Consider the following 14,568-nt stretch of genomic DNA (forward strand, 5'->3'; position numbering starts at 1 on the left):
GTCATTCACCTTCGCTGTCGTGGTCTGTCGTGGATGGCGCGGGCCGCACGCCGGACAGCACCGGAAGGCCGAGAAGGGGGCCCTGGAACGCGGCGCCGGTCGTCCCGCCCGCCGGGGTGGGCAATGCGGCGGTGGCGACGTACGCGTCGAGCGCGGCCAGCAGCGCGCCCAGGCTGCCGTCCGGACGTCGAAGGGTGGCGCGGGAGGGCAGATTGAGGAGTTCACCCAGCGTCGTCCTCTCCTGGTGCAGCTCGGTTTGCTGCTGTGCACCGGCCCGGGTGGGCCGCCTCGTGCGCGGCTGCTTCACGACCTCCGACACGACGGTGACGGGGCGTTGCAGGACGGACGTCAGCACGTCGTCGGTGTGCCGCGCCATGGTTTCCGGGTACAACCGGCTCAGGGCGGTCAGGTAGAAGTGCGTGGCCCGGGCGAGCTCCACGGGCGTCAGGCTCACATGGTGCTCGCCGGGCTTGTCCACGAACGACCCGTCGAAGAGTCTGTCCAGGGCGACACCCAGCCCGGCGACCGGTGTCGAGGCCTGGTGCTCGTACGCGTACAGGTTCTTCAGGTGGTCCCCCTCGCCGTGGTACTGGGCTCGGTCCGGCTCGCTCGGGTTGAAGTACGTCGCGGATGCCGATGCCTGGTGGGCGATGGTGTGCAGGCGCACCAGTTCGCTGATCAGAGCGCTCCACTCATGGGTGGCTTTCCGCTGGCCCGTGGACTCGGCCAGCAGCTGCCGTCCGCGCTGGACGGCTGCGACGAGTTCGGCGGAGACGACCCCGGACCCGGTGTCGGCCGCCAGCCTGCTGAAGCGGTCGTCAAGGAATTCGAGCAGGCTCGTCGCGGGCTGACCGGGGCGGGTGAAGGAGTGCAGGAGCTCGCAGTACATGGACCAGGGAACCGTGTGCGATTTCTGCCCCCTGCCGGCGAACTTCGTCTTCGGGCGCTCGTCGCTGAGGCTCAGGTCCGGCAGCTCGACCTGGTCGGCGGAGTAGGTGTCGACCGGGAGCTGCCGACCGTCGATCTCGCGCATGTCGTGCCCCGGCACCGCGCCGGTCCTCGGCTGCACCCCGACGTCGGCGGTGAACCGGGTCTCGAGCTGAGTCAGGGGTGGCGCGGCCGACGGATTCGCCGCGGCGACCGGATGTGCGGCGGACGGCTGGTGTGCGGGGTACCGGCTGTCGTACCAGTCGAGCAGATCTCCCACGGTTGTCGCCTGCTCCAGGCCGGAGATCGCCCTGACCCTGGCGGCGAACGTGCCGGATCCGAGCTGCGCCGGTGTACCGGCCCACGCCGGATCGTTCGGGCCCGGGCCGAGCGGCAAGGCCCGGAACGGTTGCATGATGTCGTGCTCGTGGGTGCGCATCACGCTCGGGTACACGGTCCGGAGCGCGTCGCGCCAGTGTGTCACCGCCTCCGCGTACACCAGGGGATCACGCATTCTCAGGTTGACGTCGATCAGCGCTGATGCGTGTGCCACCACCGGTGTGGCCGGCGCCGTCTGAGCCGGTGCGCGCCCGCCAGCGCCGGGATCGGCACCGTCCTGGCGGACGCGCTTGCGCCCGAGGTCGGACAGGTACCGGTCCTCGAGGTCTGCCAGAGCCTTCAGCGCACCCGCCTCGCCGTGGCCCACCGGCGTGCCGTTTCGGAACGTGGCCGCCGCCGACATCTGCTCGGCCTGCATCCAGGTGCGGGTCAGCTCGCCGAGCAGCGCGTGCCACTGCTCGACAGGGCGCGTCGCCCGGGCCCGCGCATCCCCGACGATGGCAAGCCCTTCGTCGAGCAGGTGCCGGGCGGCGGTGTGGTCCCCGTCCCCGGCATCGTCGGTGCCGAGGAGGGCGGCGAGCCGTTGGAGCCGGTGGTCGACGACCTCGATGGCCGAGGCGACGCTGCGACCGCGTAGCGCCGCCTCAAGGTGCTTCACCTGCAGGGCGAACGCCACGGTATGAGAGTTCTGCGTGGTGCCGAACTGGGTGCTCAGGCGGGCGCCGCCGGCAATCGCGTCGGTGACGATCACGTGCGCCGGGGCATACTCGCGCAGGCCCGTGGCGGCCGACAACTGGCCGTCCTGGATCGGCTGGAGCCGGGCGTGCACGGTGAACTCGGGCAGGCCGGGCCGGGGCCCGTGACGCAGGAGCCGCTCGACCAGCCGCCGGGCAGCCACGCGTCGGCCGCCGTCGCAGAGCCGCACGACCTCGGCTGTCGCATCGTTCGGCAGAGTGTGCAGTTCGGCCGTGGAGAACGTCGCCAGCGCCCACTCGCGCAGTTGCGGCGCGGCGTCGAGCCAGGCCGGCGGGGGCGGGGGAACGGTGCCGGTCACCACCGGTGCCCCTGCCGCGCGGGGTGCCGTGGCGTCGGCCGTCGCCGTCCCGGGCAGCGCCCGCCCTCCGATGGTCGCCGGGATCGGGCCCACCGGCCGCCACGGTGTGTCCCGGACCCGCGTCGACGCGCGGGTGACGCTGTCGATCGTCGCGAGATGCCGGGGTTCGAGCTCGACGGTGTGCCAGGCGTCGGTGCCCATGACGCCGTGGTGCTCGGGGTGGCCGGAATCGCGGCGGAAGATCATGCGAGGGTCGTGGGCCTCGTCCGGCAGCCCGAGGAAGTGCATGACCTCGTGGGCCAGGATGCTCGGGGGGACCTGGGCCGACCAGTGCAACTGGTCGGTGTCGGTGACGCCGTCGTGCACCCGGACCACGGCGTGTTCCTCGCCGGGCGCGATGAACTCCACATGGACGTGCAGTTGCTCGCCGCCGGGCAGCCGGTAGCGGCCGTTGATCTGCTCGGCGATGACCTCCCGTACCTGATCCTGGACGCGGTGCAGGTCGGCGTCGCCGACCGCCCGCGCGCCGGGCATGGCGCCGGGCTCACCGTCGCGGTGTGAGCGCAGGTTCAGCCGCAGCGTGTAGTCCATGACCCAGCGGCCGGGCTCGACCTCGATGCGACGCACGTCGGAGCGGATGTGGGTCAACGCACCGTCCAGCCACACCTGACCGGGCCGGCCGGGGGACGGCTCGGTGGGGGCCCAGCCGGTCAGGGGCCGGCCGTCGGTGCGTCCGCCGGTGCCCGGGTCGAACCGTTCGGTGTCGATGCGCGCGGCCGCCGCGCCGGCACGCCGGTCGGCCCAGCGGGCCGGGTCCAGCACCTCGACCACGCGATGCGGCGGATCCGTGCGTTCCGGCGGCGCGTCCGGCGTGGGCTCCGGCCGCATGCCCGGGGCCGGCCGGTCGTGGGCGGCCAGGGGGGCCGACGATGAATGCGGCACGGCGGTGGCGGCCACCGGCGGGTGGCCGAGGACGTACGTATTCAGCGCGGCCAGCACCGGCAGCAGGCCCGGGCCCTGCGTACGCAGCACCGCGGTCGACGGCAGGCCGAGCAGGCCCCGGACCGTGCTGGCGGTGCCGGCCTCGTCGGCGACCCGGTGGTCCAGCACCGCGCCGATCACGACGTCGGTGCGCGTCGCCACGGTCTGCGGGTAGAGCCTGTTCACGCTGGTCAGGTAGAAGTACGCCGCCTGGGCCAGTTCCCGGCGCGTCAGCCGGGCCTGGGGCTGCACCGACGACACGTCCCACAACGCGTCCAGCCGGCCGCGTAGGTCGGCGTCGGCCAGCAGCGGTCCCACGAGCACCGCCTGTTCGTTGGCCTGAAGCGCGGCGAGATGCGACGCCTCGCCGTGCCCCTGCGCGCGGTCTCCGACGATCTCGCCCAGGTTGAGGTACGACGCGGCCTCCGACGCTTGGTGGGCGATGGTGTACACCCGTACCGCCTCGCTGGCCAGTGCGCTCCACTCGTGCGGGGGCAGCAGGGTGCCGTTCGCGGTATTGGCCAGCAGCGTCCGTCCATATCGGATGAGGGTCGCCAATTCCGGGTTGAGGGGGCTCTGCTGGCCCGCCGCCATGCGGGCGGTCACGTCGGCTTGGAGCATGGTCAGGTGGCTGTCGAGGAAGGCGAACAGGTCCGCAGCGGTGCGGCCCGGGCCGGTGAACGAATGCATGACCGCCCGGAACATCGACCATGGCACGGTGTGCGAGCGCTGGTGAGACAGGAACTTGGTCAGCGGACGAGGGGAGTCACTGACGTACATCTCCGGGAGTTCGACGCCATCGGCGGCGTAGGTGTCGACGGGTACCGGCGCGCCGCCGACCTGCCGCTGGTCCGGCTGCGGCACCTGCCCGGATGCCGGTTGCACCCGCACGTCGGCGGTGAACGCGGTCCGCAGCAGGTTCAGCGGCGCCGGGTTCAGGCGGGCGAACGTGTGGGGTGCCAAGGCCGGGGGCAACGGCGCGGCGGCGTGGGCCGCGTCGTACATCGCGACCAGGTCACCGACGGTCTGCGGGCCCTGCAGCTGGTCGCGGTAGCCCTGCGACAACGGCTTCGCCAGCACCGGTGCGATGATCTGACCGCCGTTGCGGTTCCACAGGTGGGGGTAGACCTCGCGCAGCGCGTCACGCCAATGCGCCACGGCCGCGGCGTAGACCATCGGGTCGCCGATGGTGAATTTGACGTCGAGCAGCCGTTGGGCGTTGAGCGAAGCCTCGGTGGTCCTGGTGATGCCCCATTCGGAGGCTCGGCCCCGCCTGTCGTCCGGCACTGCGCCGTCGTTGATCAGGTTCCACTGCTGATTTTCGAGGTTGCGGTCGACTTCGGCGAGCCCGCTCATCGCGGCGGCTTCCCCGTGCCCGATCGCGCGGCCGTCGGCGTAGGTGGCCATCGACGACATCTGGTGGACCTGCATCCAGGTGCGGGTCAGCTCACCGAGCAGCGCGTGCCACTGCTCGACCGTACGCGGCTGACCGTCGCTTGCCGTCGCGACCAGGGCCGTCGCCGTGGTGTACAGATTCCGCCGGGTCTGGAGGAACTCCGCGCTGTGGTCCGCGCGCTCGGTCAGGAAGTGCGCGCCGGTCTGCTGGAGGCGGTTGGCGATGAAGTCGACGGCAGAGGCGACGCTGCGGCCGCGCAACACGGCCTCCAGATGCGCCAGTTCCAGTGCATGCGCCACGGTGTGCGACCGCTGGGACGCTTCGAACTGGGTGAACATCCGGTCTTGAGACGCCGCCACCTCCGCCACGAAGACATCGGCGCCGGCGTAATGACGCCGAGGCGGCACCCCCGCCTGCACCTGTCCGGCGTTCACCGGCTGCAGGCGGGTGTGCACGGTGAAGTCGGTGACGCCCAGCCCCATGCCGCCGCCGAGCAGACCCGGCGGGCGTCCGGTCAGCTCGACGTAGACCAGTCGCTCTGCCAGTTCCCGGGCGGCCAGCGGTCGGGTGACGTAGAGCTGCGCGATGCTGGTCAGCGCGCCGTCCGGCAGCACGTCCGCGGTCCGCCCGGTCACCCGCTCGAACGCCTGCTGAAAGTAGAACCGGGCCATCGTCGGCACGTTGTTCAGGTGTTCCCCTGAGAGGTTTGCGGCCGCCCATGCCCGCAGCCCGGGCAGGTTGGTCGTCCACTCCGGTGGTGTGGTCCGCGTCGAGCCGGGCGGCTCGACCCGTGCGGTTGTCGCGCCGGGGACGGGCACCACCAGGGGCGGGGTGGGCGCGCTGGCCGCACGGGGCATGGTGGTCTCGCCCGTCGTGGGCTGGGCTGTCACGGTCGCAGTGTCGACGGGAACCGCGGGCGGCGTCGCCCCTGCCAGCAGCGTGGCGTGGGATGTCGCGGGCGACGGCTGCGCGCCGGCGTCCACCGACGTGGTGTCCGCCGTCGGGGACGTGTCCAGCGCGGGTGTCACCGGCATCGGCGTGCCGGAGACAGATGGATGGTGCGCCGGTGTCCCTGAGTTGTGGGTCGTGTCGGAAGGTGTGGTCGCAGGACCGCTGTCGTGCGACTGCGGAACGACTGGGGCGGCCGGCGTCGCCGTGGCGTGTGGGTCGGTGACGTGCCCCGGCGTGGCCGCCGCCAGCCCGGCCGGGTGCATCCCATCGACCTGCGTGCCGGGCACCGTCGGTGTTTCCGGCTGGTCGGTCTTTGCTGCGGACGCCACGACGTCGCCCGGGTGGGAGATCACCGGAGGCGGGACGGCATCAGAGGTCTGCGGTGCTACCGGGGACTGCAAGGTCACCGGGGACTGGGCAGCCGTCTGGGGCTGCGTCGTCCCGGTCGTCGGCGCGTGGCCGGCGGCGGCGTCCGGCGTGCGGGTGCCCGGCGGCAGGGCGTGCCCGCCCGGTGACAGCCCGAGCAAGGGGGCCGCGGTGAGCCCGCCGACCTGCGGCACGGTGACGGACACGTCGGGCAGGTGAACCCCCGTGCCCGCGCCTGCGCGGCGGCCACGCCGTCCGCCACTCTCGAAGATTCCTTCGACGGCCCCGGCGGTGAACGACGACCAGCTGTTGCCGTTGGTGCCGTAGATCCCGTCGACCGCGGCGCCGGTGAGGAACTCGTGGGCGCCGCCCTGCACGACCCGTCCGCCCAAGGTCTTCGCCAGGTTGGCGGCGAGCTTGGTGGCGCCCACGTGCAGACCGGTGCCGATCACCCCGCCGACGACACCGGCGACCGCCGCACCCTCGGTCTTGCGCCAGTCCCAGTGGGTGCGGTCGCCCTTGAGCATCTGGATTCCCTGGACGGCGGCGTCCAGGCCGACCTGCAGGACCACGCAGCGCAGCACCGCCGTGACCAGGTACCGCAGGATGGTCCGGACCGTGATCTGGGTGGCGATCTCCAGCGCGGGGATGGCCGCGGTGGAGGCGCCGAACGTGGGTATCGCCATGGCCACGGCCGTCGCGATCTCGCCGGCCAGCAGGATCAACGACCCGATGATCATGTATTTGGCGTACTCCACCTCAGTCGCCGTGGCCCGGCACAGCTCGGCCAGCTGGTCGAGCGTCGTGATGGTGGCGGGAAAGGCGTCGAGGTACTCCTTCATGAATTTGCGGTACTCCACGGCCGTGGTGCCGTGCAGCGCCGCCAGCACCTCACCGGTGGCGGCCTCGACCTCAGCCACCATGCCCGACAGGTCGTAGTGCGCGTCCTGCCAGGCGCGCGCCAACCGGCGCAGCTCGTCCTCGTCGGCGCGCGGCCAGTCGTCCCCGACGCAGATCTTGAACAACATCCCGATCTCGGGCGGCACGGTGAGGCTCACCGGCGGCCTCCCCGGGAGCCGGGCGCCGGTCCGGGCTCGCCGCCCGGTGGCAGCTGAGGCGATGCCGGCACACCGATCGGTACGCTGTCCGCGGCGTTGCGGTCGGTCTGCTCGAAGCCCTTGGCCATGGTGGCGACGCCGTCGCCGACGCTTCTCATCACCTCGGCCAGGGCGGGCAGGATCTCGTTGATCGCGTTGTGCGGCTCCTGGTAGCTCGCCTCGAAGCTGCGTCCGATGGCGTCGTCGCCCCAGCAGTTGCCATGGGCGTCGAGGCGGGCCCGCAGGGTGCCGGCGACGCCGTTCATGCGGGTGAACAGCGCGTCCAGGCGGGCCTGCGTGCGGGCGAGCCGGTCGGTGTCGACAGCGAACTGGTCGGGCATCACCGGCCCGCCGACCGCGGCGCGTCGTCGTCGGCGGTGCCGGCCTGCCCGGAGTCCTCGGCCCGGCCGCCGGGGCGCGGCGATCGGGCCGACAGCCAGTCGCGCACCATCGCGGGCAGGGGAGGATCCTGTGGCATCAGCGTGCTCCAGTCGGTGGCACCGGCCGCGGCGCCGAGTCGCCCCTGGTCGCCCTGATGCCGGTGGACGATGTCGGCGACCTGCCCGGCCGCGTCGGCCCGGGCCTGGCTGAGCACCCCGCGGAGCAGGGTGGCGAGTTCGGCCGGGGCCATCGCCCGGTAGGCGGCGGTGGGGAAGACGAGATCGACGATGTCGCCGTGCGCGTCGACGGTGACGCCGACGGCGTTGCGGGGGCCGGTCACGGTGGCCGTGACGTCGGCGATGTCCCGTTGCATCCGTCCGAGGCCGGCGAGCTGCCGCCGATAGCGGGTGGTCAGATCCGTGATCTGCTGGTCGAAATCCACTGTGCTGTCACCTCTCGTGGGCGCCGTCCGCGTACGCGTGTGGCGTCATCTGCCCTGCCCACCGCCGCTCCCCGGCGGCTTCAGACCGTCATCTGCGGGCCGTCTGCACCGGCCCGGTCACCGTCCGACGACCTCGGGCGGCAGGTCCGGGTTGTCGCCCCAGATGTCGCTGTCCTCGACCAGCCACGTCACTCGTTCGCGCTCCTGTGGCTGCCCGCCGGGTGCCATGCCCGCCCCCAGCGGCGCCCCCATCGGGGTGCCGTACGGCCCGGCGCTGCCGAGGGCCCGGACCGGGTCCGCGCCGCCCGGCAGCACGGCACCGGCGACACCGCCCCCGGCGCCGAACGCGCCGGGAGCCGACCGCGCTCCGGCGCCGGGCCAGCCGGATCCGCCCCCCAACCCGCCGCCGGACAACGCCATGGGCGTTGCGGTGTCGGTGGCCAGGGGAGCCGACGGCAGCCCGGCGAGTGCGGTGGGCGCATCGAACCCGTTGTCCGGCGACGGGGGACCGGGCACCGCGATGCCGCCGTCGAACGGGTTGTCCGGGTTCGGCATCGGTCCGGGTCCGGAGCCCCCTCCGCCGGGCACACCGATGCCGCCGCCGAACGGGTCGTCCGGATTCGGCAAGGGTGCGGGTCCGGGGCCTGCCCCGCCGGGCGGTGTGATCCGCTGCGGCGGTGGCGGCTTCATGGCGGCGTAGTTGACGTGGTAGTTCGACTCCAGCCCGTTGAGGACGGTGCGCATGTCCGCGTCCTTGGCCGGGGTCGGGCCGGCGGAGCAGACGATGCTGCCGTCGGCGGCGTATCCGGTCGAGAACATCTTCGGATCGTTGGCGTGGTAGGCCTCGATCGCGTCGAGCTGACGACGGGCGACGTCGAGCTGGTTGCCCGCGTCGACCAGCCCCCGCACGACGGGCCGCTCGCCGGACGGATAGTCGTCGAGCTGCTCGACGTGGGCCTGCATGACCTTGCCGTAATACCCCGTCGTCTGCAGGAACTCCTCGGCCGTGGCGCCCTGCCACACCTTCCCCGCCCCGGCGATGGCCCGGGCATGCTGTTGGATCTCCTGCCGGCAGAACGCGAACGCGTCGCGGGCACGCTGGAATGCCTGCGCCGCCCGGAAGAACGACTCCGGGTCGCTGGGCTCCGGCGCAGCGGGACTCGTCGGCGCGGCTGCGGGATCGGCGATGCCGAAGACCGCTGCCCGGACCGTGCTCGAGTCCCAACTGTCCGATGCGGACGACAATGAACTCAACTCCTCTCACCGCAGCGCCGGGCCCCCCGTGCGGGGAACCCGGCATCCGGTTCGGTCAACCGTTGCCGCCGACCGGGTCGGTCGGCAGGTACTGCGCGAACGTCGCCAGCATGGCCAGGACCTCGTCGGCGCCCGTGGTGTTCAGCTCCTCCACCGTGGTGTACCGGTCGGCCAGGTCCTCCATCCGGTCGGCCAGCACGAGCAGCCCGTCGCGGGTGTTGCGCAGCTTCTCGGCGTACTGATGGGCGAGGTCTCCGATGCCGGCGCGGATGGTGTCGGCCACGGAGAAGGCGCCGGGGCGCAGCCGGACCCCCCGCATCTGGTCGACGGCGGGACCCAGCTGCCCGGCCGCGTTGCGCATCGCCTGGGCGAAGTGACGCAAGGCGCCGCCATCGACCGACAGGTCGCCGTCGCCGCCGTCGCCCCGGTAGACCGGGGTCGACGACAGTGGCTCGCTGGCCGGTCGCTGCCGCAGCGGCCCGGGGTCGAAGGTGCTCGGGTCCCACGGGCCTCCGATGGTCGACAGGATCTCGACCGGCCTCGAATCAGCAGACGTGGTCATGTCAGCCTCGGGTGCCTTGCCACATGCCCGAGCCCTGCTTCTCGGCACTCTGGTAGGCGACCATGATCTCGGCGAGGGCCCGCTGGGCGCTGATCAGCTGGGCTGCCATCCGGGTGGCCGCGGAGTCCCACCGCTGCTTGGAGAACTGGTACGCGGTGCGCGCCTCACTCTGCCAGTCGCCGAGGCTGCGGTTGCTCTCCAGTTCCAGGCTGTCGAGCATCTGCCGGATCTGGATGTCGACTCGCCTCATGTCCTCCAGCATCTGCTGGATCCGGGCGAAGCTGACGGTGTATGTGGTCATGGTTGATCCCTTCAGAAGGATGTGGCTGAGGCGTCGCGGCGGACTCACCGATGTGGCCCGGGTCCGGCGCGGGGCACGCGGAGCCGGACGCCGCGGTGCGGCGCCTTGCAAACAGGGAACGGAAAGGGGTGGGCAGCTGCGCGGCTCAGAAGCCGGGCAGCCCGCTCTGCAGTGCCTGGGCGGCCACCTGGGCGGCGCCCGACTCGGTCTGCTGGTAGAGCCGGGCATTGCCCTCGAGCGCGTCGAGCATCGTCTTCAGCTCGACGTTGACCTTCTGGTACTCGTCGCACCACTGGTGCAGCGCCTGTCCGAAGCGGGCGGCCGCCGCGCCGGTCCAACCTGAGCCGAGGGCCGCCACGATTTCGCCACGCACCTGGTTCAGGGTGGTGGTCGAGGTGCCCAGTGCTGCCTCGAAGGCCTGGGCGGCGTGCTGCATTCCCGGCGTCGTTGTCGAGATGGGAGTCGACATGGTCGTGCCTTTCTAGGCTGGGGGGAGCGCCCGCACCCGCGGCCGACACGATGTCGGCCGCAGATGCGGGTGGTGCTCCTGCAACGTCTGATGTGGAACTGCCGGCGACGCCTGCCACGTCGTCGTGCGGATCTATCCGGGAGAACCTACTGGGCCCAGCAACCGGTTCAACCATCGAGGCATAAAAATTCTTCGAAGTCTTCTCGGGCGTCGTCCGCGTGGTCGAACCTGCGGGCGCCACCAGCGATAACGTGTCGGTCGGCAGAGCTGAGCGTCGGCAAGATATCTCTCGGGCCTCCCACAGGGTGGTAGTGGCGTGCCACAGTCCAGGACGACCTGAGGACTCTTCATCAACGCTCAGGACGTGGGCGTATCGCGATCGGCGGGCGGCCTGCCACGGGCGAATGGGGCGATCTGACGAGATGTACCTACGGTTTCGCATAGGCCGCTACGGAAGCCGACCGGCGGCCCTTATCGTGTCGTCGTGACGATGGTGAACCGAGCGACCGAGGATGCGGAGCCGAGGTCGACGCAGCCCCGCGCCTTCATCGTCACGATCTACGGGCTGTACGCGCGCGAGGTCGGCGGTTGGATCAGCGTGTCCGCGCTGATCCAGCTGATGGAGCGACTCAAGATCGACGCCTCGTCGGCGCGGTCGGCGATCTCCCGGCTGAAGCGCCGGGGGCTGCTGGACGCGCGCAAGGTCGGCGGATCGGCCGGATACAGCCTGTCGGAACAGGCCCGGGAAATCCTGGACGAGGGGGACCAGCGCATCTTCGGCCGGCAGCGGGCCGAGCTGGCGGACGGGTGGGTGCTGGCGGTCTTCAGCGTTCCCGAGTCCCAACGTCACCAGCGGCACGTGCTGCGCTCGCGGCTGAGCTGGCTGGGGTTCGGGACGGTGTCCTCGGGTGTGTGGATCGCACCCCGTCACCTGCGCCAGGAGACCCGCGAGGTGCTGGAGCGCTACCAGCTGGCGGCGTACGTGGACCTGTTCGACGCCGACTACCTGGCCTTCGGTGACGTCGCCGAGCTGGCGGGCCGCTGGTGGGACCTGGAGGGGCTGCAGAAGCTCTACGGCGAGTTCCTGGACTCGTTCGATCCGGTGTCGGCGCGCTGGAGGCGGGGCGGCGCGGGCGGCGACGCGGCCGCGTTCGACGATTACGTCCGGGCGCTGACCGCGTGGCGGAGGCTCCCGTTCCTGGACCCGGGACTGCCGCCGGAGCTTCTGCCGCGCGGCTGGAACGGGGTCCGCGCGGCAGCCCTGTTCGACGAGCTGAACGACAGACTCGCCGAGCCCGCGCACCGTTTCGCCCGCTCGGTGATGGGCGGCGTCACGACCTGACGAGTCGCTGCTCGGGAATGACGGCGACGCCGAGGATCTCGATCATCGCCTCCGGCTGCCAGAGTGCGGTGCAGCCGATGCCGGCCATAGCCGGATAGACCGGCCCGGCGAGCTCGCGCCAGACCCGGCCGATCTCTTTGCCGTGCGCCTGGTAGTCGGGGATGTCGGTGAGATAGATCGTGACGCTGACCAGGTCCTCCGGCCGCCCGCCCGCGGCGCGCAGGGTGGTGAGGACGTTGCCGAAGGCCTGCCGGAACTGCTCGACGATCCCGCCTTCGACGATCGTCATGTCCTTGTCCAGGGCGGTCTGGCCGCCCAGGTACAGCGTGTTGCCGACCAGGGTGCCGTGCGAGTACCCGCTGGGGGTGGGCAGGGCGGCCGGGTTGACGGCAATCGGGGTCATCGGGCCTCCGTCAGGTCTAGGATATTGACTTTAGCTGACGGGCGTGAAAAAAACTGCATACCCGGCTGAGGGGAGTGCCACGCATGAGGCTCGCGACGGTGACCGGGCCGGACGGCCGCACGACGGCCGCCGCGGACCCGGGCGACGGATGGCGGCGCCTGCCCGCACCGCACCTCTCCGCGTACCTTGACGAGTTCCCCGGCCGGGCCGTGACCGATCTGATCGGCGAGCCGGTACGGCCGACCCGCACGGTGCTGCCGCTGCCCTCGCCGCGCAAGGTGATCTGCTGCGGTCTGAACTACGCCGACCACATCCTCGAGACGGGTCGCGAACTGCCCACCCATCCCACCCTGTTCGCCAAGTACGCCGACACGCTGACCGGTCCGACCGAGGACATCGGACTTCCGTCCGGCCTCACGGTGGACTGGGAGGCGGAGCTGGCCGTGGTGGTCGGTGCGGAGATCCGTGGCGGCGGCCGGGCCGAGGCGCAGGCGGCCATCTGGGGTTACACGGTCGCCAACGACGTGTCGGTCCGCGACTGGCAGAAACGGACCCTGCAATGGTTCCAGGGCAAGGCGTGGGACCGGAGCACGCCGATCGGTCCCGTCGTCGTCCCCGCTGACGAGATCGACCCGGCCGCGGGCCTCGAGGTCGTCTGCCGGGTCGACGGCGTGGAACGCCAGCGAGGCAACACGAAGTCGCTGGTCTTCGACGCCGCCGGGCTGGTCGCGTACGTATCGACCTTCACCCGCCTGCGCCCCGGTGACCTGATCCTGACCGGCACGCCCGGCGGCGTCGGTATGGCGATGACGCCGCCGGCCTTCCTCTCCGACGGCGCTGTGCTGGAAACCGAGATCACCGGCATCGGCGTCCTGCGCAACCGGATCGTCTTCACCGAGAAATAGGAGCCGACATGCATCCGCACGAGCTCGACGGGGACAACTCGATGTACGCCACCGAGGGCGGCCTGGTCGTGCCGGTGGTCACCCGGGGAGGACTCGAGTCCGGCCTGACCGGTCAGTCGGCGGGCGCCACGCGCATCGCGGGCGTGAGCCCTCAGCACACACCGGCGCGACGCCTCTGGTTCGGCAAGGTCAGCAACGAACCGGGCTTCCGGTCGGTCCCCCACCATCACGGTGAGGCCGAGACCGGCGGATTCGTGCTGTCCGGTCGCGCGCGCATCTACTTCGGGCCGAAGTTCCAGGACTACCTCGACATGGCGGAGGGCGACTGGGTCTTCGTCCCGCCGTTCATGCCGCACGTCGAATGCAATCTGGACCGCAACCGGCCACTCACCTGGATGACCACCCGGACGCCCGACAACATCGTCGTCAATCTCGACGACGTCGCGGACGAGTCGCTGATCGACTGGAGTGAGCGCCCGTGACCGCGACCTCGGAGACGTTCACGTCCGCCATCACGCTGAAGGAGACCGCGCCGCAGCACTATGACGTGGCCTTCACCGCGGTCACCCAGCCCTGCCCGTGGCCGAAGGCGTACGGCGGCGACCTGGTGGCGGCGGCCGCCGCGGCCGCCATGCGGACGGTTCCCGAACAGGCGGAGGGCGGCAAGACGCTGCACTCGATGCACTCCTACTTCATGCGCCCGGCCGACATCGGGGCCGAGGTCCGCTTCGAGGTGGAGTTGCTGCGCGACGGCCGCGGCTACGGGACCCGGCAGGTCCGCGCGTTCCAGTCCGGAAAGCCGGTGTACCTGGCGCTCGCCTCCTTCGCCAAGGGAGAAAGCGGCGGCACGTTCACGCTACGGCCCCCCGATGTCCCCGGTCCCGAGACGCTGCCCACCTCGGCGGAGTACCTCGCCGCGCGCGAGGGCGGGACGATGACCGCGGAGTCGAAGGCCTACTGGAGCGGTGGCCGCAGTTTCGACATGCGGCACGTTCCCGGGCCGGTCTATCTGAGCGTCGATGGAAAGCGGGCGCCGTACCAGGCCGTGTGGGTCAAGCCGTACGACGCGCTGCGGCCGGTCGAGGGTCTGACCCGCACCCAGCGCGACCTGGCCGCCCTGGCGTACGTCTGCGACTACACCATCCTCGAACCCGTGCTGCGCGTGCTCGACCTGCCCTGGGCCAGGCCCGGACTGGTCACCGCGAGCCTCGACCACGCGATGTGGTTCCATCGCGCGCCCGGTGCGGGCGCACTCGACGATTGGCTGCTCTACGCGCAGCAGGCGGGGTCCGCCGGATCCGGGCGCGGACTCGGCCAGGGCAGCTTCTTCACCCGCGACGGAGAACACCTGGCGACGGTCGTGCAGGAAGGCATGATCCGCGCGTCCTGACGCTTGGA

At 71.5% G+C, this 14,568-nt stretch carries 12 protein-coding genes; 4 read left to right on the plus strand and 8 right to left on the minus strand.

The features are described from left to right. Nucleotide 1: 1 nt before the first annotated feature. The 7 genes from ACMCNO_RS14270 to ACMCNO_RS14300 form a co-directional block, all read right to left on the minus strand. Nucleotides 2–7,072 carry a hypothetical protein gene (locus tag ACMCNO_RS14270; RefSeq protein WP_412749902.1) on the minus strand — a complete coding sequence of 2,357 codons (7,071 nt, stop codon included), beginning with the start codon at nucleotides 7,070–7,072 and terminating at the stop codon, nucleotides 2–4. Then, nucleotides 7,069–7,452, minus strand: coding sequence for a WXG100 family type VII secretion target (locus ACMCNO_RS14275; RefSeq protein WP_412749903.1), 384 nt, complete (start codon nucleotides 7,450–7,452; stop codon nucleotides 7,069–7,071). The genes ACMCNO_RS14270 and ACMCNO_RS14275 overlap by 4 nt, the downstream gene beginning before the upstream one ends. After that, nucleotides 7,452–7,934, minus strand: coding sequence for a YbaB/EbfC family nucleoid-associated protein (locus ACMCNO_RS14280; protein WP_412749904.1), 483 nt, complete (start codon nucleotides 7,932–7,934; stop codon nucleotides 7,452–7,454). The genes ACMCNO_RS14275 and ACMCNO_RS14280 overlap by 1 nt, the downstream gene beginning before the upstream one ends. Nucleotides 7,935–8,051: 117 nt before the next feature. Continuing rightward, entirely contained in the window at nucleotides 8,052–9,179 is a 1,128-nt protein-coding gene (locus tag ACMCNO_RS14285) for a hypothetical protein (protein ID WP_412749905.1), read from the minus strand. A 64-nt stretch (nucleotides 9,180–9,243) separates the two neighbouring features. Next, nucleotides 9,244–9,750 carry a hypothetical protein gene (locus tag ACMCNO_RS14290; protein ID WP_412749906.1) on the minus strand — a complete coding sequence of 169 codons (507 nt, stop codon included), beginning with the start codon at nucleotides 9,748–9,750 and terminating at the stop codon, nucleotides 9,244–9,246. 1 nt (nucleotide 9,751) lies between these two features. Beyond that, on the minus strand, nucleotides 9,752–10,051 hold the full coding sequence (locus ACMCNO_RS14295; protein WP_412749907.1) for a WXG100 family type VII secretion target: 300 nt from the start codon (nucleotides 10,049–10,051) through the stop codon (nucleotides 9,752–9,754). 145 nt (nucleotides 10,052–10,196) lie between these two features. After that, entirely contained in the window at nucleotides 10,197–10,520 is a 324-nt protein-coding gene (locus ACMCNO_RS14300; protein ID WP_412749908.1) for a WXG100 family type VII secretion target, read from the minus strand. A 490-nt stretch (nucleotides 10,521–11,010) separates the two neighbouring features. Here ACMCNO_RS14300 and ACMCNO_RS14305 point away from each other — a divergent pair, with 490 nt between their 5' ends. Next, on the plus strand, nucleotides 11,011–11,862 hold the full coding sequence (locus tag ACMCNO_RS14305; protein ID WP_412753701.1) for a PaaX family transcriptional regulator C-terminal domain-containing protein: 852 nt from the start codon (nucleotides 11,011–11,013) through the stop codon (nucleotides 11,860–11,862). On the opposite strand, the gene ACMCNO_RS14310 is transcribed toward ACMCNO_RS14305, so the two are convergent. After that, nucleotides 11,852–12,265 (minus strand): RidA family protein, encoded by a 414-nt coding sequence (locus ACMCNO_RS14310; protein ID WP_412749909.1) that lies wholly within the window; start codon nucleotides 12,263–12,265, stop codon nucleotides 11,852–11,854. The genes ACMCNO_RS14305 and ACMCNO_RS14310 overlap by 11 nt on opposite strands. 83 nt (nucleotides 12,266–12,348) lie before the next feature. On the opposite strand from ACMCNO_RS14310, the gene ACMCNO_RS14315 reads away from it, so the two are divergent. The 3 genes from ACMCNO_RS14315 to ACMCNO_RS14325 are packed head-to-tail and all read left to right on the plus strand — an operon-like array spanning nucleotide 12,349 to nucleotide 14,560. Further along, the gene (locus ACMCNO_RS14315) at nucleotides 12,349–13,170 is read left to right on the plus strand and encodes a fumarylacetoacetate hydrolase family protein (protein ID WP_412749910.1); all 822 of its coding nucleotides are present in this window, start codon (nucleotides 12,349–12,351) and stop codon (nucleotides 13,168–13,170) included. A gap of 8 nt (nucleotides 13,171–13,178) precedes the next feature. Beyond that, nucleotides 13,179–13,652 (plus strand): cupin domain-containing protein, encoded by a 474-nt coding sequence (locus tag ACMCNO_RS14320; RefSeq protein WP_412749911.1) that lies wholly within the window; start codon nucleotides 13,179–13,181, stop codon nucleotides 13,650–13,652. Then, nucleotides 13,649–14,560, plus strand: a complete 912-nt coding sequence (locus tag ACMCNO_RS14325; protein ID WP_412749912.1) for an acyl-CoA thioesterase — start codon at nucleotides 13,649–13,651, stop codon at nucleotides 14,558–14,560. The genes ACMCNO_RS14320 and ACMCNO_RS14325 overlap by 4 nt, the downstream gene beginning before the upstream one ends. Nucleotides 14,561–14,568: the final 8 nt, after the last annotated feature.

This window comes from Krasilnikovia sp. M28-CT-15, from assembly GCF_047159595.1.
GTDB lineage: Bacteria > Actinomycetota > Actinomycetes > Mycobacteriales > Micromonosporaceae > Actinoplanes.